Source organism: Ruegeria sp. AB7, from assembly GCF_056542625.1.
In genome coordinates this window covers 582945-608173 of record NZ_JBQGAC010000002.1, presented here as the reverse complement: position 1 = coordinate 608173, position 25229 = coordinate 582945, and the positions used below count along the sequence as shown (strand labels likewise).

22 protein-coding genes are annotated in these 25229 nt (G+C 56.4%); 12 read left to right on the top strand and 10 right to left on the bottom strand.

Annotation, left to right across the window (positions count from 1 at the left end; all coding sequences use genetic code 11):
• The first annotated feature begins 34 nt into the window (after positions 1-34).
• On the top strand, positions 35-961 hold the full coding sequence (locus ACR0EN_RS08705) for a carbohydrate kinase family protein (protein WP_170732748.1): 927 nt from the start codon (positions 35-37) through the stop codon (positions 959-961).
• A 135-nt stretch (positions 962-1096) separates the two neighbouring features.
• Here ACR0EN_RS08705 and ACR0EN_RS08700 read toward each other — a convergent pair whose 3' ends face one another.
• The 3 genes from ACR0EN_RS08700 to ACR0EN_RS08690 form a co-directional block, all read right to left on the bottom strand.
• Complete coding sequence (locus tag ACR0EN_RS08700; RefSeq protein ID WP_170394412.1) at positions 1097-2362, bottom strand: ABC transporter permease; 1266 nt, start codon at positions 2360-2362, stop codon at positions 1097-1099.
• Positions 2359-3165: a taurine ABC transporter ATP-binding protein gene (locus ACR0EN_RS08695; RefSeq protein WP_170394409.1), complete on the bottom strand. Its 807-nt coding sequence runs from the start codon at positions 3163-3165 to the stop codon at positions 2359-2361. The genes ACR0EN_RS08700 and ACR0EN_RS08695 overlap by 4 nt, the downstream gene beginning before the upstream one ends.
• Before the next feature lie 74 nt (positions 3166-3239).
• Entirely contained in the window at positions 3240-4235 is a 996-nt protein-coding gene (locus tag ACR0EN_RS08690; RefSeq protein WP_170394406.1) for a taurine ABC transporter substrate-binding protein, read from the bottom strand.
• Between the two features lie 176 nt (positions 4236-4411).
• Between ACR0EN_RS08690 and ACR0EN_RS08685 the strand changes: the two genes are divergently transcribed.
• The 4 genes from ACR0EN_RS08685 to hisD all read left to right on the top strand — a co-directional run bounded on the left by ACR0EN_RS08685 (position 4412) and on the right by hisD (position 8632).
• Positions 4412-5386, top strand: a complete 975-nt coding sequence (locus tag ACR0EN_RS08685) for a LysR family transcriptional regulator (RefSeq protein ID WP_170394403.1) — start codon at positions 4412-4414, stop codon at positions 5384-5386.
• Positions 5387-5604: 218 nt separating this feature from the next.
• Positions 5605-6618, top strand: a complete 1014-nt coding sequence (cuyA, locus tag ACR0EN_RS08680) for a D-cysteate sulfo-lyase (RefSeq protein WP_480586248.1) — start codon at positions 5605-5607, stop codon at positions 6616-6618.
• Positions 6619-6653: 35 nt separating this feature from the next.
• Positions 6654-7349 carry a cysteate racemase gene (cuyB, locus tag ACR0EN_RS08675; protein WP_480586245.1) on the top strand — a complete coding sequence of 232 codons (696 nt, stop codon included), beginning with the start codon at positions 6654-6656 and terminating at the stop codon, positions 7347-7349.
• Positions 7350-7357: 8 nt separating this feature from the next.
• Positions 7358-8632, top strand: a complete 1275-nt coding sequence (hisD, locus tag ACR0EN_RS08670) for a histidinol dehydrogenase (RefSeq protein WP_170625537.1) — start codon at positions 7358-7360, stop codon at positions 8630-8632.
• A gap of 33 nt (positions 8633-8665) precedes the next feature.
• Here the strand turns inward: hisD and ACR0EN_RS08665 are convergent, their stop codons facing one another.
• From ACR0EN_RS08665 to ACR0EN_RS08645, 5 genes are read right to left on the bottom strand one after another with little or no spacing between them, the layout of a single operon-like run.
• Positions 8666-10132 carry an aldehyde dehydrogenase gene (locus ACR0EN_RS08665; RefSeq protein ID WP_170818188.1) on the bottom strand — a complete coding sequence of 489 codons (1467 nt, stop codon included), beginning with the start codon at positions 10130-10132 and terminating at the stop codon, positions 8666-8668.
• A 9-nt stretch (positions 10133-10141) separates the two neighbouring features.
• Positions 10142-11179, bottom strand: coding sequence for an LLM class flavin-dependent oxidoreductase (locus ACR0EN_RS08660; protein WP_480586243.1), 1038 nt, complete (start codon positions 11177-11179; stop codon positions 10142-10144).
• Position 11180: 1 nt separating this feature from the next.
• Positions 11181-12101: a flavin reductase gene (locus tag ACR0EN_RS08655; protein ID WP_170561568.1), complete on the bottom strand. Its 921-nt coding sequence runs from the start codon at positions 12099-12101 to the stop codon at positions 11181-11183.
• On the bottom strand, positions 12098-12910 hold the full coding sequence (locus ACR0EN_RS08650; RefSeq protein ID WP_170818190.1) for an alpha/beta fold hydrolase: 813 nt from the start codon (positions 12908-12910) through the stop codon (positions 12098-12100). Before ACR0EN_RS08650 ends, ACR0EN_RS08655 begins: the two co-directional genes overlap by 4 nt.
• The gene (locus ACR0EN_RS08645) at positions 12882-13484 is read right to left on the bottom strand and encodes an amino acid synthesis family protein (RefSeq protein WP_170394379.1); all 603 of its coding nucleotides are present in this window, start codon (positions 13482-13484) and stop codon (positions 12882-12884) included. The genes ACR0EN_RS08650 and ACR0EN_RS08645 overlap by 29 nt, the downstream gene beginning before the upstream one ends.
• 102 nt (positions 13485-13586) lie before the next feature.
• On the opposite strand from ACR0EN_RS08645, the gene ACR0EN_RS08640 reads away from it, so the two are divergent.
• Positions 13587-14273 carry a GntR family transcriptional regulator gene (locus ACR0EN_RS08640; RefSeq protein WP_170511995.1) on the top strand — a complete coding sequence of 229 codons (687 nt, stop codon included), beginning with the start codon at positions 13587-13589 and terminating at the stop codon, positions 14271-14273.
• Positions 14274-14373: 100 nt separating this feature from the next.
• Positions 14374-15348, top strand: coding sequence for a LysR family transcriptional regulator (locus ACR0EN_RS08635; protein ID WP_170818191.1), 975 nt, complete (start codon positions 14374-14376; stop codon positions 15346-15348).
• A 14-nt stretch (positions 15349-15362) separates the two neighbouring features.
• Here ACR0EN_RS08635 and ACR0EN_RS08630 read toward each other — a convergent pair whose 3' ends face one another.
• The gene (locus tag ACR0EN_RS08630) at positions 15363-16880 is read right to left on the bottom strand and encodes a trimethylamine methyltransferase family protein (protein ID WP_480586238.1); all 1518 of its coding nucleotides are present in this window, start codon (positions 16878-16880) and stop codon (positions 15363-15365) included.
• Between the two features lie 188 nt (positions 16881-17068).
• Here ACR0EN_RS08630 and ACR0EN_RS08625 point away from each other — a divergent pair, with 188 nt between their 5' ends.
• Positions 17069-19504, top strand: a complete 2436-nt coding sequence (locus tag ACR0EN_RS08625; RefSeq protein ID WP_480586236.1) for a GcvT family protein — start codon at positions 17069-17071, stop codon at positions 19502-19504.
• Positions 19505-19512: 8 nt separating this feature from the next.
• Here the strand turns inward: ACR0EN_RS08625 and ACR0EN_RS08620 are convergent, their stop codons facing one another.
• Positions 19513-20430, bottom strand: coding sequence for a GlxA family transcriptional regulator (locus ACR0EN_RS08620; RefSeq protein ID WP_170818194.1), 918 nt, complete (start codon positions 20428-20430; stop codon positions 19513-19515).
• 95 nt (positions 20431-20525) lie between these two features.
• Here ACR0EN_RS08620 and ACR0EN_RS08615 point away from each other — a divergent pair, with 95 nt between their 5' ends.
• The 4 genes from ACR0EN_RS08615 (at position 20526) to ACR0EN_RS08600 (ending at position 25221) form a co-directional block, all read left to right on the top strand.
• On the top strand, positions 20526-21686 hold the full coding sequence (locus tag ACR0EN_RS08615; RefSeq protein ID WP_170512005.1) for an acyl-CoA dehydrogenase family protein: 1161 nt from the start codon (positions 20526-20528) through the stop codon (positions 21684-21686).
• A gap of 7 nt (positions 21687-21693) precedes the next feature.
• Positions 21694-23709: an acetate--CoA ligase family protein gene (locus ACR0EN_RS08610; protein WP_480586233.1), complete on the top strand. Its 2016-nt coding sequence runs from the start codon at positions 21694-21696 to the stop codon at positions 23707-23709.
• Between the two features lie 3 nt (positions 23710-23712).
• Complete coding sequence (locus ACR0EN_RS08605) at positions 23713-24492, top strand: carnitinyl-CoA dehydratase (protein WP_170407705.1); 780 nt, start codon at positions 23713-23715, stop codon at positions 24490-24492.
• A 147-nt stretch (positions 24493-24639) separates the two neighbouring features.
• Positions 24640-25221 (top strand): XRE family transcriptional regulator, encoded by a 582-nt coding sequence (locus tag ACR0EN_RS08600; RefSeq protein WP_170422893.1) that lies wholly within the window; start codon positions 24640-24642, stop codon positions 25219-25221.
• The last annotated feature ends 8 nt before the right edge of the window (positions 25222-25229 follow it).

Here is a 25229-nt window from a genome sequence, read left to right as displayed (position 1 = left end):
CCGCGCATTTTCAAGCAGGCTGAGGGATAGCAGAATGATCCTGTGCTGTGGAGAAGCTCTGATCGATATGATTGCCGAACCAACGGTTTCTGGCAGCAAAGGGTTTGTGCCACATTCCGGCGGCGCGATCTTCAATACAGCAATTGCATTGGGTCGTTTGGGCATTCAAACGGGGCTTCTGTCAGGGCTATCTACGGACATGTTCGGAGAACAGTTGATCGCCGCCTTGCAGATCAGCCATGTCGCGACCTCGCACGTTATCCGCTCGGACCGTCCTACGACACTTGCATTCGTGCAGTTGCGGGATGGGCACGCCACATACAGTTTTGTCGATGAGAATACGGCGGGCCGGATGCTGCGGCCCGAAGACATGCCGGATCAACTGCCGGGCGTTTCCGCACTGTATTTCGGAGGGATCAGCCTGGCTTGCGAACCATGCGCTGATGCGTACGCGGCCGCACTTGATCGTCATGGCGCGGATCATGCAGTGATGTTGGATCCCAATATTCGACCCAGCTTTATCAAGGATCAGACGCGATACCGGACCCGCTTGAACCGTATGATCGCAAAGACCGACATCATTAAAGTTTCTGATGAAGACCTTGATTGGATTATACCGGGCCCCGAAAGCCATGCCGAGAAAATTCCACTGCTGCTTCGTGCAGGACCAGCGATTGCAATCGTGACCAAAGGGGGGGATGGCGCGACAGGCTATCTTTCTGATGGAACGGACGTATCCGTACCCGTCCAGAGAGTTAAGGTCGTGGATACTGTTGGTGCTGGCGATACGTTCAACGCAGGTGTGCTGGCTGCGCTAAGCCAAACCGGTCATCTCAACAAGCCCGCCTTGCGCACTTTGCCCACAAGCAGTCTTCGCGACGCGCTTGAATACGGTGCAAAGGTCGCTGCCGTCACCGTATCCCGAGCGGGGGCAAACCCGCCTTGGGCACAGGAGCTCTGAAGGTATACAGACCGATGCCGTGTTCAAGCTAAGACAGCAGCAAGGTCCAACGCCGCGTTCTTAATCGCAGCTGAAACAAAAAACCCCCGAGATTGCTCGGGGGCCGCTTTGTTACCACAGTATCGGAAAGACCGATCAGCTGCGGCCTTTCCATGGCACCAGCCAGTTCTCGGCCTTGCGCATCAGGATATCGATTCCATATCCGATCACCCCGATAAGGACGATCCCCATGATGACAATGTCGGTCAGCTGGAATTTGGATGCGGCGATGATCATCATGCCGGCGCCCTTTTGTGCGGCAACCAGTTCAGCCGCAACAACAGTTCCCCAACAGACACCCATAGCCACACGTGCACCGGTGAAAATCTCGGGCAGCGAGTTGGGCACGATCACATGGCGCATGATCTGCCATTTCGACGCCCCCAGAGAATACGCTGCGTGGATTTTCGAGATGTTCACACCGGACACACCAGCCCGCGCGGCGATGGTCATGATCCAAAGGGCCGCAAGGAACAGCAGAACGATCTTGCCGGTCTCCCAGATGCCGAACCAGATGATCACCAGTGGGATCAGCGCAAGTGGCGGCACAGGTCGCATGAACTCGACAATCGGATCGAACCAGCCGCGGAACCAACCGGATAGGCCCATTGCATAACCCAGCGGAATCCCCACAAGCGCACCTGCGATAAACCCAGCAATCACGCGCAACAGCGACCAGCCCAGATGCTCCCAAAGCGAGAAGTTCTGGTAGCCCTCATTCGCAATCTCAAAGAACCGGGCCACAACGGTTTCAGGGGCTGGAAGCCAGATGGGGTTCATCTGCAAGCCCTGTTTGGGGGTGAAACTGATCGCCCCTTTCCCGGTCAGCGTTACGGTACCATCGCCTGTATCAACCTTTTGGCCTTCACCTATAGGTGTGCCGTTGATCGCGACGATCTTTGCACCCTCATTACGTTTGGCATCATCGTTCTTGTCGAACAGGATCGTCGATGAGCGGCCCGCAGCAGCTGCAACCGCATCGTCTTTGGCAAATCCGCTGCCGGGCTCGACCTCGAATTTTTCTGCTTCCTCACCGAAGGCTGGAACGCGAACAAAAATCGTGGCTTCATCCGTGCTGCCATCCGCGTTTTCGAGCGTATAGGTGAATTGCGTATCACCCACAAATGGGCCCGGCACATGGATCGGAAACAACTTCGAGCCGGTGAAAGCCGCCCAGATTACAAAGATCACGAGAACCGAGATTATCGATGCAGCCCTATCCGCTCGTACGGCACTTTCGTCGCCGAAAGTCACAGTTTTCAAGCTTGTGAAATCCTGACGCGATTGCAAACCGCGGCGTAACGCGTAGACGATAAAAAACGCGCCACCGAACAGGCCGATATAGAAGAGAAGTACAATCATGATGCCTGCTCCGTCCGACCCATAATTTCTTCTTCCATCTCCCAGATCATCGAGAGGATCTCATCGCGCTTTTCCGCAAAACCTTCGGATTTCTTCACATCACGGAGATCGGCATTCACACCGCGTTCAGCAAAAGGCAGATTGTATTCGCGGTGAATGCGCCCCGGTCTGGGGGCCATGACAATCAGACGCTCGCCCAGCAACAAGGCCTCTTCGACCGAGTGGGTGATCAGGATGATCGTCTTGCCTGTTTCTTTCCAAAGCTTCAGGACAAGGCCCTGCATTTTCTCACGGGTCAGCGCATCCAAAGCACCCAGCGGTTCGTCCATCAGGATGACGTCCGGCTCATTCGCCAGGCACCGCGCCAACGCAACACGCTGCTGCATCCCGCCCGATAGTTCATAAACCGCCTTGTCCTTGAAATCCTGAAGCCCGACGACCTCAAGCAGATGGTCGGAAATCTGGTCACGCTCGGCTTTGGGCATGCCTTTCATGCGCGGGCCAAACTCGACATTTTCCCGCACGTTCATCCATTCGAACAACGCGCCCTTCTGAAACACCATCCCGCGTTCAGCATCAGGGCCTTTGACCAGATGGCCGTTCAGTTCAATCTTGCCAGATGTCGGCGCCAGAAATCCTGCAACGATGTTCAGCAACGTCGTTTTACCACAGCCCGACGGGCCAAGGACAGACATCAGCTCACCCTCTTTAAGGCTGAGTGAAACATCTTGTAGGGCCTGTACTGAGGAGCCGTTGGGTAAGTCAAAGCGCATGGACAATTCTACGATGTCCAGTTCAGGCATCCTGCCTCCTTCCTGCTTTCATAGCTGTCGACCGGCCCGAAACCGGGGCCGGTCGCATGAAATGTCCTGCGTGATTAGTTATTCGCAGCTGTCAGCGGGCCTGCATTAACGGCACCATCATACGAATCCAGAGCGGATTCGATGCTGCCTGCCGACACGAACACGTTTGCAACACCCTGCATGAAGTCTTGCGCGCCACCGCCCAGCCACTTCTCGGACAGCTGGTCTTCAACTGACGGGAAGGTGAAAGTCGCGATTGTGGCTTCAGCGTCTGCAGGATCCATACCAGCATCCTTTGCAATCACCGGCAGCATTTCATCTTTGCTGTCGCCTGCGTTCCACTTGGCGTTGGCATCTGCGGTAACCTTAAGGAACTTCGACAGAAGCTCAGGCTCTTCTTCGATGAAGCTTGCCGGAGCGCTAGTGACGTCGAACACCAGGATACCGATCTCTTCTTTTTCAGCACCGGTTAGCAGAATGTTGCCATGCTCGGTCATACGACGAAGCGCGCCACCCCAGCCGCAAACCATGTCGAGGTTGCCCTGGGCAAACGCCGCGGCGCCATCGGCCGGAGCCATGTCAACAATTTCCATTGAACCGATGTCGACACCAAAGTGAGACATTTGCGACAGGAAACCGTAATGCGCAGCTGTGCCGATCGGAACACCGACCTTCTTGCCGTTCAGTTCACCCGCATTGCCCTTGTCGATTTCAAGCGCTTCGGCAACAACGCAGTTGTCGTTGTCTGAATAGCTGACCGCCACATCGACGATCTGGATGTCCTGACCGGCCGAAGTGGTTACCACAAACGGTGGTACCCCTTGGCTGACCGCGATCTGTACATCACCCGAGGCCATCGCAGCTGACATGGCGGTACCGGTGTCGAAAGACACCCAGTTGATCTTGACGCCCAGTTCTTCTTCGTAGGTTCCGTTTGCTTTCGCATACTGGAACGGCATCGGCCATTCGAGGAAATATGCAACCGTCAGTTCATCAAGCGCGGCGGCTTGTGAAGCGGTGACGGCCGCAATCCCGGCATATGCTGTTGTGAGCAGATATTTCTTGATCATTTTGACTATTTTCTCCCTGCTGGTTCCACTTGTCGGCTCTTGAAACGTCCGAACTCTGGAACAGTAGAAAAACCATAGTCCTTACGCGTTGAATTAGTAAATCAAAATACTGGTTGCGTAAAAAGCGAAACTTTGTTTCGCTTTTGACTGATAGTTCGCTGGTTTGGGAGCATCCGATGACAAAGAAAGCACTCAGTCTCAGGTGGCTGGAGGTCTTCCAACTTATTTCCAAGTTGGGTTCAATCCAAAAGGTGTCAGCTGAAACCGGTTTGTCAATCAGTACGGTCTCCAATCATTTGCGCAGTCTTGAAAAGGCGCTGGATGTGGATTTGGTGGACCACAGCCGCAGACCCATGGGTCTGACACCCGCAGGCACGGTGTTCTCACGACATGTGCATGACGGCCTGATCGCCTTGAAACGGGGCGAGGCCGAGCTTCGCTCGGGCAGTTGGCAACATGCAACAGATTTGCGTCTGGGCCTGATTGACGATTTTGACAGCCGGGTCGCGCCAGAACTGTTCCGTCATCTCTCTGCAAGCCTGCCGCGGTGCAATTTTCGCCACTTTACCCGCCCCAGCCATGAGATTCTTGACAAACTGCAGTCTCAAAAGCTGGATGCCGGCGTTGCGACCCGACCTCCTGAGCACTTTGAGGGGTTAATCGAATTCCCGCTACTTCGAGATCCGTTTATCGTCATTCTTCCGCCCGCATATGACGGACCGGTCGAGGAACTGACCAAATCAGACAGTCCGCTTCCGCTTTTACGATATTCGCGTGATCACACCATCGGCAGACTCATCGAAATTCAGCTAACCCGTAGCAAGATCAACCTGCCCAACCGGTTCGAACTTGAATGTAATCAGTCAATTATCGGACTTGTCGCCGGGGGCAGTGGTTGGACGATCACGACTGCTGCCAGCTACTATCGCGCACGACGATTCCACAAAGATACACGCGCATTACCTTTCCCGGGCAAAAGCTTTGCGCGCACCGTATCGTTGTTCACGACCAATATCTATCCGTCGACAACCACACGACTGATCCACAACACACTGCAAAACCTGATCCGTCGTCATGTGACCGAGCCTATGAATTCGCGGTTTCCGTGGTTGAATGACGACTTTCGAACCATTCCCGCACCCCCCGAATGAGCAACCAGGTAATCTGAGCGCAATATCGAAGTTATTTTCCGGCTTTTTCGAAACCGGGTACAGTGCGCTTGACCGACGCGCCCCATCCGCTGTGATTAGGCCTGACCTTGCGGCTTGACTACAGGCGGCATTCTAAACCCAGAAACCTACCCAGCGGCCCATGTTGGCAAGACCTACCGGTCTTGAACCATGTGCCGGGCCCAGATCAGGACAGCTTGATGCATCTTTCCCGTTTTCCCCGTGTTTTTCTTGCCCATCTGCCAACTCCGCTTGAACGGATGGATCGTATGTCCGAGGCTCTGGGAATCGATCTTTGGATCAAGCGAGACGACTGCACCGGCATGTCGACGGGTGGCAACAAGACCCGCAAACTAGAGTTTCTGTTCGGCGAAGCGCTCGCACAAGGCGCAGACATGGTGATGACACAAGGGGCAACGCAATCGAACCATGCGCGTCAAACCGCTGCATTCGCTGCCCGGCTGGGTTTGAAATGTCATATCCTACTGGAAGACCGCACCAGCTATAACAACGCCAACTACAACAACAATGGCAATGTCCTGCTGGATCATCTGCATGGCGCAACCACCGAGAAGTTTCCCGGCGGCCACGACATGCCCGCCGAGATGGAGCGTTCGGCCGCGAAGAAGCGTGAAGAAGGTCACAACGTCTATGTCATTCCGGGCGGAGGTTCGAACCCGACCGGAGCGCTTGGCTATGTAAACTGCGCGCTAGAGCTTGTGAGCCAGGCCAATAACGCCGGTCTCAAAATCGATCGCGTGGTGCATGCGACGGGCTCCTCGGGCACGCAAGCCGGGCTGGTCACCGGGCTTTGCGCCATGAATACGGGCATTCCGGTTCTTGGCATTGGCACCCGCGCACCGCAGCTCAAGCAAGAGCAGATGGTCTATGATCTAGCCTGCAACACGGCTGAGAAATTGGGTTGCCCAGACGTGGTGCGGCGCGAGGATGTGATGGCCAATACCGACTATGTAGGCGACGGCTACGGCTTGCCGACCGAAAGCGGCATTGAGGCGATCCGCATGTTTGCCGAACTGGAAGGCATTCTGCTCGACCCGGTCTATTCCGCCAAAGGGGCCGCCGGTCTGATCGATCTGGCGCGCAAGGGCTCGTTCAAGGATGAGCGTGTGGTGTTCTTGCATACCGGAGGCTCGGTTGGCCTGTTCGGTTATGATTTCGCTTTCGATCACACCGACCGCTGGGTCAATCTGTAAATCACGGTGATAAGTTCCAGCAAGCAGGTCTTCGCATGAAACCCCGCGTCACCGGCATATTGGGCGGAATGGGCCCCGAGGCGACAATTCTGTTGCAGCAGCGCGTGTTATCCACGGTACAGGCGGCGGATGATGCCGATCACCTGCCACTACTGATTGACATGAACCCACAGGTGCCTTCCCGCATCGCGCACCTGATCGAGGGCAACGGGTCTGATCCCGGGCCGGTTCTGGCCGATATGGCGAGAGGATTGGAGCAATCAGGGGCAACCGCGCTTGCGATGCCTTGTAACACCGCACACCACTATGCGGCGCAGATAGAGGACGCCGTCTCGATCCCCTTTCTGAACATGGTAGACCTGTCCGTGGATCAAGCGGCGCAGCTCCTGCCTTCTGGCAGCCAGGTCGGAATTCTTGCCTCCCCAGCGCTGCGAAAGGTCGGAATTTTTGACGCCCCCATGAACCGCGCCGGATTTACCGCAATCTGGCCCGAGGATGAAGATAGGATGCTCGGCACGATCCGCCACATCAAATCTGAAGGGCCAACCGGCGCTGCACTCAGCACACTTTCCGACGCTGCTAACGCCCTTTCAGGCCGGGGTGCCGCGCTTTTGTTTGTGGCCTGCTCCGAATTCTCTCTGCTCACCCGCGACTTGCCCAAAAGCGTTCCGATCATCGACACCGTCGATATTCTGGCGGGCGCTATCCACTCCCACTCTCTGACGCGTTGAGGTTTCCCATGGCCGTCTCTTATCTGAAAACCGCCCTGCCCCGCCCCGATGCAGAAAATTCGGATATCCGCGATATCGTCGCGATCATGCTCTCCAATATCGAGCGCGAGGGCGAAGAGGCCGTTCGGCGCTATGCCGGAACGCTCGATGGCTGGACGGGAGAGTTCGTTTTGACTGATGAAGCGCGCAAAGCCGCATGTGACCGCGTGCCTGAACAGGTCAAAGACGACATCCGCTTTGCCCATGCCAATATCCGTCGATTTGCCGAAGCGCAGATGACCACGGTGAGCGAATGCGAGATCGAGGTGATGCCCGGCCTGATCGCAGGTCAGAAACAGATCCCGATCTCGAGCGCGGGATGTTACGTTCCTGGTGGTCGGTATAGCCATATCGCAAGTGCGTTGATGACGATTACCACGGCAAAGGTGGCTGGGGTGTCCCACATCACGGCGGTCTCGCCACCGCGTCCCGGTGCGGGCATCCCTGATGCAATAGTTTATGCGATGGACCTTAGCGGTGCAGATCTGATCCTGAATCTGGGCGGAGTTCAGGGGATTGCTGCGATGGCCCATGGCTTTTTTGGTGCGCGGCCAGCTGATATTCTTGTCGGTCCGGGAAACTCCTATGTCGCCGAGGCGAAACGGATGCTGTTTGGTAAGGTTGGCATCGACATGTTTGCAGGTCCAACCGATACCTTGGTCATTGCCGATCACACAGCATCGATCGAGACCGTCGCCTGGGATTTGGTGAGCCAAGCCGAGCACGGCGTCGATAGCCCTGTCTGGCTGGTCAGCACTGATAAAGCTCTGGCCCAGGGCGTTATCGCACGCGCCGATGCCCTGATCGAAAGTCTTCCCGAGCCGAACGCTAGTGCAGCGCGCACGGCATGGCGCGACCGGGCCGAGATCATTCTTTGCGACAGCCGCGACGAGGCTGCCAGGGTCGCCAACAACTACGCGCCCGAACATCTGCAGGTGATCGCCGAGGACCTGGATTGGTGGCTGGACCAACTGACCACCTATGGATCGCTGTTTCTGGGTGCCGAAACAACAGTGCCCTTCGGCGACAAGACGTCCGGGCCAAATCATGTTTTGCCAACAAGCGGAGCGGCCCGATATACCGGCGGTCTGTCAGTGCATAAATTCACCAAAACGGTGACTTGGCAGCGCTGCACAGCGCAAGCCTCGCACGAGCTTGCTGAACGCACTGCCAGGATCAGTCGGATGGAAGGCATGGAAGGCCACGCACGCGCGGCAGAGATGCGATTGTCTAAAGTGTGCTAAATCTGGCCCAAGGATCCTGTTGATTGGTCAGATTCACCGCATCACGAACGGATCGGGGATCGGATCGTCGCTTGTGCGCAACCAGACCGATTTGACCCGTGTGTAATCAAGCGCCGCCTGCAGGCCCCCTTCGCGCCCGTGGCCCGACAGTCCATGACCTCCGAATGGAGCAATCGGGCTGACCGCGCGATATGTGTTAACCCAGACAATGCCAGCCCGAATTCTGCGGATCATTCGATGTGCGCGGGTCAAGTCTTTGGTAAAGACACCCGACGCCAGCCCAAACGCGGTGTTGTTGGCTATTTGTACCGCCTCCGCTTCGGTCCCGAAACTGACGACCGAGAGGATCGGACCAAAGGCTTCGCGCGTCAGACAGGGCGCATCGGGCGCGTCCGTACAATCAATGATTGTCGGTGGAAAATAGTGCCCCTCACGGTCCAAAGGTTGCCCACCCGCTATCACGGTAGCCCCTGCCGAGACGGAATCAGCAACCAGATCTGCAGCAGTCACAAGCTGAGCCTGAGTGCACAGCGGGCCAACCTCGGTCTTTAGGTCATCGGGCGCCCCGATCACGATCTCACCCGCTTTTTCGGTGAGCCGGGCCAGAAACTCATCTTTGATCTTGTCAGAGATTACCAATCGCGATCCCGCCACGCAGCTTTGCCCGGTCGCAGCAAAGATCCCCGAGACCTGCGCGTTCAAAGCACTTTCGATATCGGCATCTTCGAACACGATGAACGGGGATTTTCCGCCCAGTTCCAACGAAGTCGAAGCGAGGTTTTCAGCCGAGTTGCGCACGATATGGCGCGCGGTTTCCGGGCCGCCTGTAAAGGCAACATGATCGACATCCGGGTGACTGGTCAGAACGGCGCCGCATTCCGGCCCGAAGCCGGTGATGACGTTCAGAACTCCGGGCGGGAAGCCTGCCTGATCGAAAATACGCGCGAATTCCAGCATCGGGGCCGGACCATCTTCGGATGCTTTCAGAACGACTGTGCAACCGGCGGCAAGCGCCGGGCCAATCTTGACCGCAGACAGGAACAGTTGCGAATTCCACGGCACTATGGCGGCCACCACACCAACTGGTTCGCGGTGCAGCCAAACCTCCATGTCGGGCTTGTCGATCGGCAGGTGCGCCCCTTCGATTTTGTCCGCCAATCCGGCATAGTAACGGTAGTAGTCCGCGACATAGGCGATCTGAGCAGAGGTTTCGCGAATGATCTTGCCGGTATCGCGCGTTTCAAGCTCGGCTAAGGTCTGAGCATTTTCGGCGACCAGATCGGCCAGCCGGTACAACAGTTTACCACGAGCCGTTGCTGTCATGGTCGCCCATTCGGGGGCATTCAGCGCTGAACACGCAGCCTCAACCGCGGCGTTCACATCATGTGTTCGGGCCTCAGGCATTTTCGCCCAAACGGTGCCCGTCGCGGGATCAAGGCTGTCGAACTGCGCGGTCCCATCCGAAAACGTGCCGCCGATATAGTGCTGAAACTGCCGCATTTTCTCTCCTTAGGCGAAGGCGGGCATGACGTCCGCGATGAACCGCTCTAGCGAGGCTTTCTTGCGCTCAAAGCTCATCCCACTGTCGATCCAGAAAGAATACTCATCATATCCAAGATCGCTATAGCCCTTGATGCGTTCGATTGCTTTGTCGGGCGTGGCGATCACGTTGTCCCGGATCATCGCCTCGGGCGAATAGAAGGGATGGTTAGCGATGTCGTCATCGCTCAGCGCCTGGATCAGTCCCTGCGACACTGGGCGTTCGTTTTTGAACCACGCGCCGAAATAGCAATAAAAGCGATTGATCTCTTCCGCCGCGCGACGGGCATCCGCCTCGTCCGAGGCGATGTAGGTGTGGTTCAACAGCATGATTTCGGGGCGCGGGACGTCATGGAATTTGGCGCAGGCTGCGTTGAACGTATCTATCAGCCGGGTGATCTCTTCGTCGCCCTGCCACAAAGGGGTGACCTGCACGTGACAACCGTTCGATACCGCAAACTCATGACTGTTGGGATCGCGCGCGGCAACCCAGATCGGTGGACCGTTTTGTTGCAGAGGCTTGGGCGAAGATGTGGTTGCCGGGAAAGAATGAAACTCTCCGTCCAGCGCATGATCGCCTTCCCAAAGACCCCGCACTGCCGGAACAAGCTCGCGCATACGCTGGCCTGCCTCCCAGGCGTCCAGCCCCGGCACCATCCGCTCGTATTCATAGCTGTAGGCGCCACGCGCGATGCCCAGATCCAAACGGCCATTCGTGATCATGTCCGTCATTGCGGCCTCTCCGGCCAGCCGGATCGGATGCCAGAACGGAGCGATAACGGTTCCGGTTCCCAGACGCACATTGTTGGTCTGGCGTGCCAGATCGACGATATTCAGGAACGGGTTCGGCGAGATGGTGAAATCCATCCCGTGATGTTCGCCGGTCCAGACCGCATGCATACCACCCGCATCAGCGATCTTGGCCAGTTCTATGAAGTTTTCATACAGCTCCTGCTGGTCCTGATCGGGAGAGGTGCGTTCCATATGAACGAAAAGCGAAAACCGCATGTCAGTGACCTCCTCGTGTAATCGGGCGAACCTCGCCGCTGTTCTTGTTTCCGTAGTAAATGCCAAAATCTCCCAGCCGGGATTCCTCGGACAATCGTTCCAGCATGGTTCGGGTCGCCGTGTCGGTTACAGTGCCAAAGGATACGACATCCAGTGGGACGAAATTACCTTTCTTCGGCTCACCATCTGCGGCCTGACACAGAAACGCGATATGTTGACGCTTTTTCTCTGCATCCTCGTAAACCGAATAAACAAAGCCCGGCTCTGCGGTCAGCCCGGTGGCCTCAATCAATTGTTCCAATGCCGCTGAAACACCTTCTGACCCAACCACTGCCTCGGGCGGTGCAAGCGCGCCGTCACCGGCATCGATCAACAGAACCTCACCTGCGCGTTCGATCAAGGCTGAGACGATCAGGCCGGTGTCCTGCATCAAGGCACCAGCAGCTGTTGATGGTGTTACATAGGCCCCCCTGACATATCCGAGACCGGGTGCCGGAGTATTGTCGAAGGCTTTGACCTCGCCGATCAGGATCACATGATCCCCCGCTTCGACGGTTTTGTGCATAGAGCAGTCAAACCAAGCCGACGACCCATCGATCAACGGCGATCCCGCAGGTCCACGCCGCCACTCGACGCTGGCAAACCGGTCTTCGACGGGCCGGGCAAAGGTATTAGATACCTCGATCTGTGTCTCTGACAGGATATTGACGGCAAACCCGTCAGCGGCAATCAATGCGTCATAGTTCTTTGAACTGTTGGCGAGACAAACCAGCACAAGCGGCGGGTCTAGTGAGACGGATGTGAACGAGTTCGCGGTAAACCCGATCGGGTTACCTTGGGTATCATGCGACGTAACCACGGTGACGCCCGTCATGAACGCTCCAAATGCATTTCGCAGCGTGCGGGGATCAAGCGAGGTCATTGCGCAATCCTTTCTTCGGCGGGCTGGCCGAGCCATTCAACCAGATGCGCTGTTACTTCATCGGGTGCTGTCAAGTTCACCATATGTCGGTGGCCTTGGATCACAACGGCCCGACCGTTTTGAACTGCTGCGGCCATAGCTTGTGACATAGCCGGGGTTGAGTTCGAGTCTCCGTCGCCGGTGAGCGCCAGAAACGGGCACGAAATCAGATTCATCTTGCTGGCGTAAGTGGCATCGCCCCGCGCAAAAGCGGAATAGGCGATGGCGTAGCCTCGTTGATCCACAGACCCAAGCCACGACGCCACCTGCGCACGGGCAGCCAGATCACCCGGACTATCACCAAACCAGCGCGACAACGGCGTTTCCAGATCAACTCGACCCGCGCTGATGTCAGCGGCCCGTTGGATGACTGCGGCGCGGGCTGAGGCATCGCGACTGAAGACGCCGTTCAACATAGCAACACGGCTAGTGATATCGGGGTACTCTGCCGCAAAGCCGGCGGCAATCAGTGCCCCCATTGAATGCCCGATGATTGCGACCGGAGCCAGATTCAATGCGTCGACAACATCATGCATCCAGCCAACAAAATCCGGCAATTGGCTTCCAGATGGCAGACGGTCACTGCCTCCATGCCCCGGCAGATCAACCGCAATTATACGGCAATGCTGGCTCAGCGTGTCAAACTGAGGGCCCCAGGCCGCAGATTGCATGCCAACGCCATGGATCATAAAGACCGGTTGCCCTTCGCCCGCCTCTCTGAACGCGACTGATCGGCCCGAGTTAGACAGCTGCAGGGTTGTCAACGTCATGACCAAGTTCCTCGATGTCCTGATAGCGATCCCCGATCCGGTGGTGCGGCCGCCCTCCAATCGATGCACCCAGTGCAATCAGAATCTCATCTGCCGCAGGTGCATCTGCGACCGAAGTCTGGATCGTAAGGTAGTGAGAGCGACGACCGCCATCATGTTTGTCCATCAAGGGGATCAGCAGCGGCGCATTGGCCGGGCCGCGCGTATTGCAGAAGGAAAGGTAGGATTTCGCTCCAACTGCTTTGCGATAATGATTGCCAAAATGCAGCGTGTGGATCAGGGCCGACGCATGCTCGACCTCTCCGTTCAAGCCCACAATCGCGGATTTTCCATAGGCTTCGACCCGGTCGCCGCCACCTGAAGCATCCAAAATCATTTTGGTCAGCAACTCCCCCAATCCGGGGGCGCAATCGCGGATCGCGGGGCCAAGATCTTCGACGAAACCCTGACCAGCCCAAGGGTTCCGAATGACAGCTATTGCGGCAATTAGCTTCAGCGGAGTGTCCGCCAACTTACCACCCTCGATCAGAGTGTCTTCGACATGCAGAAGCGTTTTTCGAATTTCGGCGGACATGGTGATTCCTTTGGCAAGCCTTTGGTCGAGAATATGGTATACCATAATACGATATGTCAATCATACTTGTTCCGGATCCGTACCACAGATATGAAAGCATCGATGATGAACACCGACTCCACCCTGCAAAAGATCGAAAAAGCACCGCAAACCTTGCGGGATATCGTGCAAGCGCGCCTGCGCGAAGCGATCATCGCCGGGCATTTTGCCCCCGGTGAGCGGCTTGTTGAACGCCCGCTTTGCGATCAGCTTGGTGTCAGCCGCACCGTCATCCGCGAGACGATCCGGTTTCTGGAAGCCGAAGGTTTGGTTGAGATTATCCCCAACCGCGGGCCAATCGTCTCGACCCTCAGCTGGGACCAAGCGCGGCAAATCTATGACATCCGATTACAGCTAGAAGGCTCAGCCGCCGCCGCCTGTGCACAAGCGCATGAGACAGGTTTCGCAAAGGATCTGGGCAAGGCATTGAAAGCAGTGGGCGCGGCGCAGAATGACACCGAATGGTCAAATCTGCTACAGGCCACAACTCGCTTCTATGAACTGATTTTTCTACAGGCTGGGCACAGCATCGCCTGGGATGTTGTGCAACGTCTGAACGGCCGGATCAGCCGCCTGCGGGCCTTGACCCTCGCAGCGCGGAATCGAGAGCGTTCTGGGATGAGCCACATGACTGCCATCCATGATGCCATCCTCAGTGGTGATCCTGCCAAAGCCCGAAAAGCAGTCGAAAGCCATATCGCGGATGCTGCACAGACCGCGCGCGGCTTTTTGGAAAGCTCTGAAACCTGATTGCTCGGCAATTGAGCCAGAATTCCAAGATTCTGATATCAAAGCTTTCAAAATCTGCGTATTTTCGTCAGGACCGCCCTGATCTCACGAAAGAACCGGAATGCCGCGTCAGTCTGCTCCCAAAGACCTCAGTCTCAAATGGCTGGAACTGTTTCAGATATGTGCGCAAAAGGGCTCGCTACAGGCGGCCGCCAAGGAAACAGGGCTGACGATCAGCACCGTTTCCCATCACCTGCGCAATCTCGAAGACCATCTGGGCGTTGAGCTGTTCAACCACACCCGCAGACCCATGGTTCTGACCCCAAAGGGCCGGGTCTTCCTGCGCAATATCGACGATGCGCTGCACCTGATCCGAAAGGCCAAGGCAGAGGCATCTGCGGGCAGTATTACCGAGGCCAGTTATCTGCGTTTCGGCACGATCGAGGATTTCGACAGCGACATCATTCCGGAACTGGCAGTCTACTTGTTTACGAACATGCCTGCCTGCGATTTCATGTACCATACAGATTCCAGCCACGCGATTATCGACATGCTGCGCGACAGGCAGTTGGATCTGGGGATTTCCACTACTCCTAGCGAACGTATGCGCGATCTGCAGGATCGCCCCCTTCTGCGCGATCCATTCGTGATCGTTTTGCCTGCGGTGAATGACAGGTCTTTGCAAGACATTGTAGAGGGTCGAACCAAATTGCCGTTTCTACGATATTCCAGCAATCTGATCATCGCGCGCCAGATCGAATCCCAATTACGCCGGATGGGGATTTCGTCCTCTCAAAGGTTTGAATGCAGCAACAATCAGACGCTGATGTCGATGGTGTCCTCCGGTGCGGGTTGGACCATCACGACGCCGCTGCTGTATTCTCGGGCAAAACGGTTCCAATCAAGGCTGTGCATGCACCCATTTCCGGGCAAGAGCTTTGCACGCACACTGGCACTGGTCGCGACGCCAGATTGTTCAAGATCAGTGATTGAGCTTGTGGATGCCAAAACCCGATCACTGATCAATGACCGCATCATTTCCCCACTGCGCGATGATATCCCGTGGCTGACGGATAGTTTCAAACTTATCGAATAGCACTGGATCAGCCTTCAAAGAATGTTGAAGCGATCTCGGATTTGCCGATCCTGTTCGTCTGACAGGTATCTTGGCGTATGGGTCTGCAAAATTTCTTGCGCCCGATGTCGCGCGCGGCTCCAGGCATCTTGCGCTCCGTTTTCTGCCCAGGTTCGCGGCTCGTCCCTGTCTGCAAGTGAGGGATAAAAGTAATCCCGTTCCATGGCCGCAAAAGTATGCTGACCACCCAGAAAATGGCCCTCGCCCAGAACTGCTTCGCAGATCGCGTCAAAGCCCAGATTCTCGTGTGTCACCTCTATGCCCCTCAAAGCGCGGTAGGTGTACGAGTGCATCTCATCATCCAGCACGAACGCCTCAAAACTTGCACCCAGCAACGAGGCCGTCATGCCCGAGCTTTCATAGATCAGATTACCACCTGCCAGCGCTGCCGCCATTGAGGTCAGTCCCTTTTCCATCCCGTATTGAGCGTCGATCGCCTTGGCATCAGACATCGAACAGGCCACGCCTGACGGCAGCCCAAGCCAATTTGATAATTGTGCTGATGCTGCATTCAGGACAGCCGTCTCTCCGCTGCCACCTGAGAACGCGCCGGTCCGAAGGTCAATCACCAGTGGCCAATTTGAAAAGACCATAGGAAACCCGGGCTGGATCGCATGGACCATTACCAGACTCGCAAGAGTTTCTGCCAATGACTGCGCCAGAAAACCAGCCAAGGTCGCTGGTGCAGTCGCGCCGGCCTGAGCAGCGGTGATGCAAGAAATCGGAATATTGTGTTCGATGCAGGCGTAGACCACATCCACTGCGTCTTCGCCGTAGCGCATCGGCGAGATCACCGGGCTTATATGTGCTTTCATGAACGGGCGTTTTGCGAATTCACCGGGTCCCCCGGCTGCGATATCCAATATCTCAACAATTGGCGCAACGTGCTGCGCCAATGTAAAAGACGTCGCGGTGGGCTTGGAGGTATTCTTCAACAGCGCGTAGACGGTGTTCACATCCAGATCGAAGGTTTCCTCCAGATCGGTTGCAACGCAACAGCGGGTGAACCAGCTGACATTTGGCAAGACATCCTGAAGACGCGTGAAATCATGCAAGTCCTGCAAGGTCGAAGGCCGATAGTGACCACTGCGCAGATCAAGCGTCTGAACCGCCGCCCCTCCGGTTCCGAAATAGACGCGATTACCGCCAACTTCGATGGATCGGGCTGGATCACGCCCGTGCAGAACGAAGGTCTTGGCGGCCTGATCAATCGCCTGTTCCACAAGTTGAGGCGAAAAAAGTATCCTCCCCTCCCCGCTATCTTGCGCCCCAACCGCCAACAAATCAGAACGCAAACGATCCGGCACCTCGCCGATCCCCAGCTTCTCAAGAAGATCCAGAGCTGTGTTGTAAATCCGCTCAAGCTCAACCCCAGTCAAGGGTTTGTAAGCGCCTCCCGGTTGACCTGGTGGACAGGGGTCGAGCGCAGGCTTTTCAGCCCGCTGTGCGATAAGTCCTTTTCGACCGGACCTTTTCGCCTGCGGCGCAGCCATTTGTGATCCTCCAACCGCATCAGGTTGATCAATTCAACTAAACGTCTAAAGCCAATTTCAACCGCATTCGAATTACTACGAGTTAATGAGCTTTTATTTTCGATTTTTTACGTAACAATATCCAGCCGCTTGTGAACCAACTGACAGAACAGGCTAATCCCCAAAAACTACGTACCGGAGGGTCCTTGATGAAATCGCGCACTAAAGTGGTCGTCATTGGCGGCGGTATCGCCGGCTGCTCGACTCTGTATCACTTGACCCGTGAAGGTTGGTCCGATGTGGTGCTGGTCGAGCGCGATGAGTTGACCAGCGGCACAACTTGGCATTCGGCCGCGCAGGTGACCAATTTTGGCATGAACCAGACCATGGTTGGTCTGAAGACCCACTCGATCAACCTGTACAAGGAACTGGCCGAGGATCCGGACTATCCTATCAACTACCATCACGGTGACGGCGGCATCCGGCTTGCAAATACGCCTGAGCAGATGCAGGGGTACCATCATTTTGCGTCTATGGCGCGCGGAATGGATGTGCATTTCGAGGTCATAGATGCAGAGGAATGCGCCCGCCGGCACCCGTTGATTTCCACCGACAACCTTCTCGGTGGGCTATGGGATCCGCTAGATGGCGACATCGATCCGGCTCAACTGTGCCAAGCTCTGGCACGCCGTGCGCGCAAAGCCGGGGCCGAGGTATATCGCAATACTCCGGTCACAGGACTGACACAGCACAAGGACGATACCTGGACGGTTCACACGGAACACGGCAATATTGACTGCGATATCGTAGTTAACGCTTGTGGTTATCGGGTCAACGAAGTGGGCGCGATGATGGGCGTGCACCACCCTGTCGCTTCGATGGAGCATCAGTATTTTCTGACAGAAGAAATCGAAGCGATCCGCGACGCAGGCCATCGGATGCCCCTGCTGCGCTGTCCGATCAGCGACTATTATTGTCGGCAGGAGAAGAACGGCTTGCTGGTCGGCTTCTACGAGCAGGATTGCAAAACCTGGGGCATGGACGGGATCGATCCGAATTTTGTGAACGCGCTGTGCCCTGACGATCTGGACCGCGTGACGGATGTGCTGGAAGGTGCCTTCGCACGCATGCCTGCACTGATGGATGTCGGCATTCATACAGTGGTGAATGGTCCGATCACCTACACAATTGACGGCGCACCTTTGGTCGGGCCAATCCCCGGAAAGCGCAATGCTTTCTGCATCATCGGTCTGCGCGCGGGTTTGGGCGAAGGGGGTGGCCATGGCTGGCTGCTGGCCCAACAGATCGTTCATGGCGAAGCCTGCTATGACACCTGGTGCCTTGATCCGCGTCGGTTTACCGGCCACACAAATGTGGAGCTGACCGCGCTGAAAGCCATCGAAGATTACCAGAATGAATTCCGCTTTCATTTCCCGCACGAACACCGGCCTGCCGGTCGCCCCGCCAAAACCACACCACTGACCCCGATCCTCGCAGCAGAAGGGGCTGAATTTACAGTGGTCAACGGTTGGGAGCGGGTCGACTACATCAAGCCTGCGCCTGATTTTCACCCAACGCTGAGTTTCAGTTTTGATGAGGCCTTTGACGTCGTCGCGGCGGAAATCAGAAACCTTCAGAAAAATGTCGGACTGGCCGAAGTGAGCGGCTTCAACCGGCTGGAAATCACCGGAACCGATCGGCATCGGTTTCTGGATCGGATGATGTGCGGCGCGGTGACAAAACGCGACGGGCGGGTCGGCCTTGGTTATCTGCTGAACCACCACGGGATGGTCAAAGCCGAGGCCACCATCGCCAACCTTCCCGCGAGTGATCGCGGCCCGGCACGGGTCTGGTACGGGTCCGCCGCCGCCAGCGAATACCATGATATGGACTGGCTAAAGGCGCATCTGCATGATGGCGAAGATGTGCAAATCCGCTCACTCACCAATGATCAGACAATATTAGTGCTGGCCGGACCCAAATCGCGCGACGTGCTGTCCGCTTGTGCTCGAGGAGACTGGTCGCGAGAAGCTTTTCCCTGGCTGTCAGTTCGCGAGTGCTTTGTCGGGTTCGCGCCAGCAACTGTATTGAATATCAGCTTCTCAGGGGAACTGGCCTACGAGATACATGTCCCGAACGCCTCACTATACGCGGCCTATCTGGCGCTCAGAAAAGCTGGCGAGACGCATGACTTGAAATTATTTGGTGCTCGCGCCGTCGAGTCCATGCGGATGGAGAAAGGGTTCTTGCACTGGAAAGCCGATCTGCTCACAGAGTTCGACCCGTTTGAGACCGGTTTGGATCGGTTCGTGAAACTGACCAAAGGCGATTTCATTGGCCGAAACACGTTGCAGAGACGCCTTGAGAACGGGCCTCAAAAGAAACTGGTAAGCCTGAAAATCGATGCAACCAAAGCACCGGCGCATGGTGGAGCCTCCCTGATGTTGGACGACATGGTTATTGGCACAATCACGTCAGGTGACTGGGGCCACAGAACAGGGCTAAACCTTGCTTACGGCTTTGTGAATCCGGAATTTTCCGAACCCGGCAGCCGAATGCAACTTGACCTGTGCGGAGAAATGATCGCGGCCGAGGTGATTGCGCCGTCCCCGTATGACCCGGACCTCTCACGCGTGCGAGGCTAATCCCAAAGTTACTCCCCGTTTCGATAGGCTGTTGGTGTCTGCCCGAATTGCATCCGGAAAGCCCGCGTCATTGCGCTTGGGTTCTCATACCCGCAGCGGCTGGCGATCTCGGCCACGGACTGCTGGGTCTCGACCGCAAGTTTACGCGCCAAATTCAGACGCAGGCGACGATAGAGCGCCTGCGGTGTTACACCCAGCTCGGACAAAACCCGGGTCTCAATCTTCTTTTGAGAGCACCCGAGCTGACGAGCGATATCCTTTATCATTACTGGCGCATCTAACGTGCCCTGCATGACGCCCAGCACCCGGTTCACCAGCCTGTCTTCGGATTTCATCTGTGTTGAAGCAGCACTTGGTTCACCACGGTTCATCAGAAGATGCGCCACCTCCATCGACAACAGCGGCCCGTGATCCGCAAGAATCAGAGCAGTCGCCAGATCATAAGCAGCCATCGCGCCTGAACAGGTGATCCGGTCCCGGTCGATCACAAAACGTTCCTGCACGACCTCGACATCGGTAAAAGTTTCTTCGAACCGGGAAAGTTCATCCCAGTGAATGGTCGCGCGATGCCCTTCCAACAGTCCCGCACGCGCGAGCAACCAACTCCCTGTGTCCAGACCAGCCAGTTTGCGATGACGGGTTGCGGCCCTGCGCAAAGCGCGATGAGTATCGGCAACCGAGTGTTCCAGATACCCATAAGACGGCATGACAACCAAAGCATCACCCGCCTCAATGCCCATCGCTCCATGCGGCGCGACCTGCAACCCGCTGGAGCTTTGGACTGGCGCACCATGGGGTGAATAAAACTGCCAGGCATAGAGATCCTGCCCCGCCAAAGTGTTCGCCGCGCGCAATGGCTCAACCATGTTGGCGAGGCAAAGGTTCGAGAACCCGTCGAACAGCAAAAAGTTATAGATCTGGGTCAAATTTTTCTAACTCGGCATGATATCGTACGATTACTGCATGTCATCGTGTCAGGCAATTACGTTTCATTGCCAATCAGACATCAGGGGAACGCGTCATGCAATTTGGCTTAACCGAAGAACAGGAAATGATCGTCTCAACAGTGCGGAGCTTTGTTGAGAACGAGATTTACCCCCACGAAGCTGAGGTCGAACGCACCGGACAGGTGCCGCAAGAGCTGGGCGACGAAATCAAGCGGAAATGCATTGAACTGGGATTTTATGCCTGTAACTTCCCCGAAGAAGTTGGTGGCGCGGGTCTCTCGCATCTTGATTTCACTCTTGTCGAACGCGAGCTCGGCCGAGGTTCGATGGCATTGACCCACTTCTTCGGTCGCCCGCAGAATATCCTGATGGCCTGCAACGCCGACCAGCGTGAACGCTATTTGTTGCCTGCCGTGCGTGGCGAAAAGATGGATGCTCTAGCTATGACCGAACCTGACGCGGGGTCAGATGTTCGGGGCATGAAATGTCAGGCCGTTCGCGATGGCGGTGACTGGGTCGTCAACGGTTCGAAACACTTCATCTCGGGCGCGGAGCACGCGGATTTCTTCATCGTGTTCATCGCAACAGGTGTGGATGAAACTCCGAAAGGCCCCAAAAAACGGATCACTACCTTCCTCGTAGATCGTGGTACGCCGGGTTTTGAAGTGCGCGAGGGGTACAACTCAGTCAGCCACAAAGGCTACAAGAACTATATCCTGTATTTTGACAATTGCCGTTTGCCCGACGAACAGGTTTTGGGCGAGGTCGATGGCGGTTTCGCCGTGATGAACGAGTGGCTCTATGCAACGCGCCTGACGGTTGCTGCTTTTTCGGTCGGGCGCGCGCGGCGCTGTTTTGATTATGCGCTGAACTACGCGGCTGAACGCAAGCAATTCGGCCAGCCGATCGGTAAGTTTCAGGGTGTCGGCTTTCAGATCGCCGACATGATCACAGAGATCGACGCTGCTGACTGGCTGACGCTCGCGGCCGCATGGCGACTGGATCAGGACTTGCCCTCAAATCGCGAGATTGCCTCGGCCAAGCTTTATGCTTCGGAAATGCTGGCAAAGGTCACGGATACGACGCTGCAAATCTATGGTGGCATGGGTCTGATGGACGACTTCCCGATCGAACGGTTCTGGCGGGATGCGCGCGTAGAACGTATCTGGGATGGTACGAGTGAAATCCAGCGGCATATCATCAGTCGTGATCTGCTGCGGCCTCTGGGTGCCTGAGGCCCGAATGAGCAAGGATATCTCCCGTCTTCTACGCCCGGAATCCATCGCGGTGATCGGCGGCGGTGCGTGGTGCCAGCAGGTTATCCTGCAGTCGGAACGCATGGGCTACGCAGGGAAAATCTGGCCTGTCCATCCCAAGGCGGATGAAATTGCCGGGCACAAGGCCTACGCACGGATTGAGGACCTGCCATCGTCCCCGGACGCGGCCTTTGTTGGCATCAACCGTCACGCCACCGTTGAGGCCGTTCAGGTTCTGTCAGACATGGGCAGCGGCGGCGCAGTTTGCTTTGCCTCTGGCTTCTCGGAAGCTGCAGCCGAGGATCAGGCAGGAGGAGATCTGCAATCAGAGTTGATCAATGCAGCAGGCAGCATGCCTATTCTTGGGCCAAACTGCTATGGCTTTATCAATGCGCTTGATGGTGCGCTATTGTGGCCCGATCAGCATGGAGCCGCTCGGGTAGATCGAGGCGTTGCCATTCTGACCCAGAGCTCCAACATCTCGATCAACCTGACTATGCAGAAACGAGCTCTGCCGATTGCCTATATGGTGACTTGCGGGAACATGGCGCAGACCAGTCAGGCTGAGATCGCCATGTCGCTGATCGATGATCCACGGGTCACTGCCGTCGGTTTACATATCGAGGGTTTCAAGGATATCCGCGAATGGGAGGCCCTTGCTGCCAAGGCACATCGGAAAGGCGTGCCTCTGATCGCACTTAAGGTGGGCGCATCCGAACAGGCGCAGGCAGCAACAGTTTCTCATACCGCCTCACTGGCTGGGAGCGATGCGGGTGCGCAGGCTTTGCTAAACCGGCTGGGCATCCCGCGCCTGTCCTCGCTGCCCGAGTTTCTGGAAACCCTGAAATTGTTGCATTGTTATGGGCCTTTGCCGGGGGGCAACATTGCTTCGATCAGCTGCTCGGGCGGCGAGGCCAGCCTGATCGCAGATATGGCGATCGGCACTGGCCTCAGATTTCCAGAACTGTCCAGAGATAAGCAAACTCGATTGCGCGATGCGCTTGGTCCGATGGTCGCACTAAGCAATCCACTCGATTACCACACCTATATCTGGCGCGATGAAGAGGCGATGGCGAACGCTTGGGCCGGAATGACTGGCGACGACATAGATCTGACATTCACGATCGTTGATTACCCGACCACCGACCCGACGGATTGGGCCGCCGCCACGCGTACAGCACAAAAAGTGCGGGCAGATACGGGTGCGTGTTTTGCCGTGGTTTCTACCCTGCCCGAATTGCTACCTGAAGATGTAGCACAAACCCTAATGGAGGCCGGTGTGGTACCCTTCATGGGTCTCCGCGAAGCCCTTTCTGCCACGCGCGCGGCGGGTCAGGTCGCCGCACCTGCAAGCGCGCCAGTCTGCTTGCCGGGTACGTCTGATGTCACGCATACGCTGTTCGAAGCCGAGGCCAAGCAAGCTCTGGCTGCCCATGGTTTGCGCATCCCTCGGAACAGGTCCGTTCGTGGCGCAAAGGAAGCCCTCAGCGCGGCGCAAGAAATGGAAGCGCCATTTGCTGTCAAAGGCGTCGGCCTTGCCCACAAGTCCGAACATTCCGCTGTACGATTGAGGGTTCAGGCTGCCGATGTGACAGGTGTGGCAGCGGATATTGGAACTGATGAGATTCTGATCGAAGAGATGATCACAGGTGCGGTGGCTGAAATCCTCGTCGGTGTGGTGCGGGACCCTGCCCATGGCTTTGTGCTGACAATAGGGGCCGGTGGTGTCTTGACCGAAATATTGCGCGATACCACCTCTCTTCTGGTCCCGGCAACATCCGACAGTATTCGCGCTGCTCTCGGCGAACTAAAGATCGCGTCATTGCTGGCAGGCTATCGCGGCCAACCAGCGGCTGATATGGATGAAATCGTTGCCGCCATTCAGGCCGTTCAAGACTATGTAATGCAAAATGCCGAAACGCTCGGCGAGGTCGAAATCAACCCGCTTCTCTGCACGCCCACCCGGGCGGTGGCGGTGGATGCGCTTATCAGAAAGGCCTGAGAAATGGACCCGATCAAGACCCGCCGTGACGGCGCAATTCTCGAAGTGACGCTGGATCGGCCAAAAGCCAATGCGATCGATCTGGCAACCAGCCGCATCATGGGGCAGGTATTTGCCGAGTTTCGCGATGATCCCGAACTGCGCGTCGCGATCTTGACCGGAGCAGGTGACAAATTCTTTTGCCCTGGCTGGGACCTGAAGGCAGCCGCCGAAGGCGATGCCGTAGATGGAGATTATGGTGTCGGTGGCTTTGGCGGTTTGCAGGAGTTACGCGATCTGAACAAACCGGTCATCGCGGCCATCAATGGTATTGCCTGTGGTGGCGGGCTCGAGCTTGCGATTTCAGCCGATATGATCCTGGCCGCTGAACACGCAACTTTTGCCCTGCCTGAGATTCGATCCGGAACCGTTGCAGATGCGGCGAGCGTCAAGCTACCCAAACGCATTCCCTACCACATCGCGATGGAGCTATTGCTGACTGGACGCTGGTTCGATGCCGAAGAAGGTCAGCGTTGGGGCTTGGTCAATGAAGTCCTGCCTGCCGATCAACTGATGGATCGTGCCTGGGAATTGGCGCGTCTGCTCGCCTCGGGTCCTCCGCTGGTTTATGCTGCGATCAAAGAGGTCGTGCGCGAAGCTGAAGACAGCAAATTTCAGGACGCCATGAACCGCATCACCAAGCGCCAGCTGCGCACCGTCGATATCCTCTATTCCAGCGAGGATCAGCTTGAAGGCGCAAAAGCCTTCGCTGAAAAGCGTGATCCGGTCTGGAAAGGAAAATAAGTTCAAAACACCGCTGCCTTCATCGCATTGGCGCAGTTTTGCGCCAATCGCTCAGCTAAGCTTGTTTTTTGTCAGAACACACTTTTACTATCCTGCAATTCAGGCCACAGCTACTTTAACTGGAAGAAGGAATGTCAAAGCGGCCCGATGCAGGACAAGAAAACAGAACCAGAACTTGAGATCGGGCGCACCCTGCAGCGTTTGCGACAGGAACGTCAGCTCACGGTGACCGAACTTGCTGCGCAGTCAAAGGTTTCCGCGCCCATGATCAGCCGAATCGAAAATGGTCATGTTTCGCCGTCCCTTAGTACCTTACACGCGTTGGCAGATGCACTATCTGTCTCTCTGATGGCGATGTTCAGCCATACCGACACGACCTCGGATGTGCATCACGTTCATGCGGGAACCGGGTTGCCGTCGCGGCGTATCACACCAGACCATGCCCATGACTATCTACTGCTCGGCAAACACAGCGGGCCTAGCGGGTCATTCCAATCCGCACGCATCCGCATCTCAAAACAAGACCAACGCAAGTTGCCTAACTATCAGCACGAAGGCTACGTCTTCATCTACATGATTGAAGGCAGCGCCATCTATGGCTGTGGGACCGAAGAGTTCCAGATGTCAGAAGGTGATACGCTCAGCTTCGACGCCAAGCTCCCACATGGGGTACGGGTCATCCTGTCAGACGAAATTGAATTCGTGACCGTGTCGACGCGACCGCATTGATCTTTGCA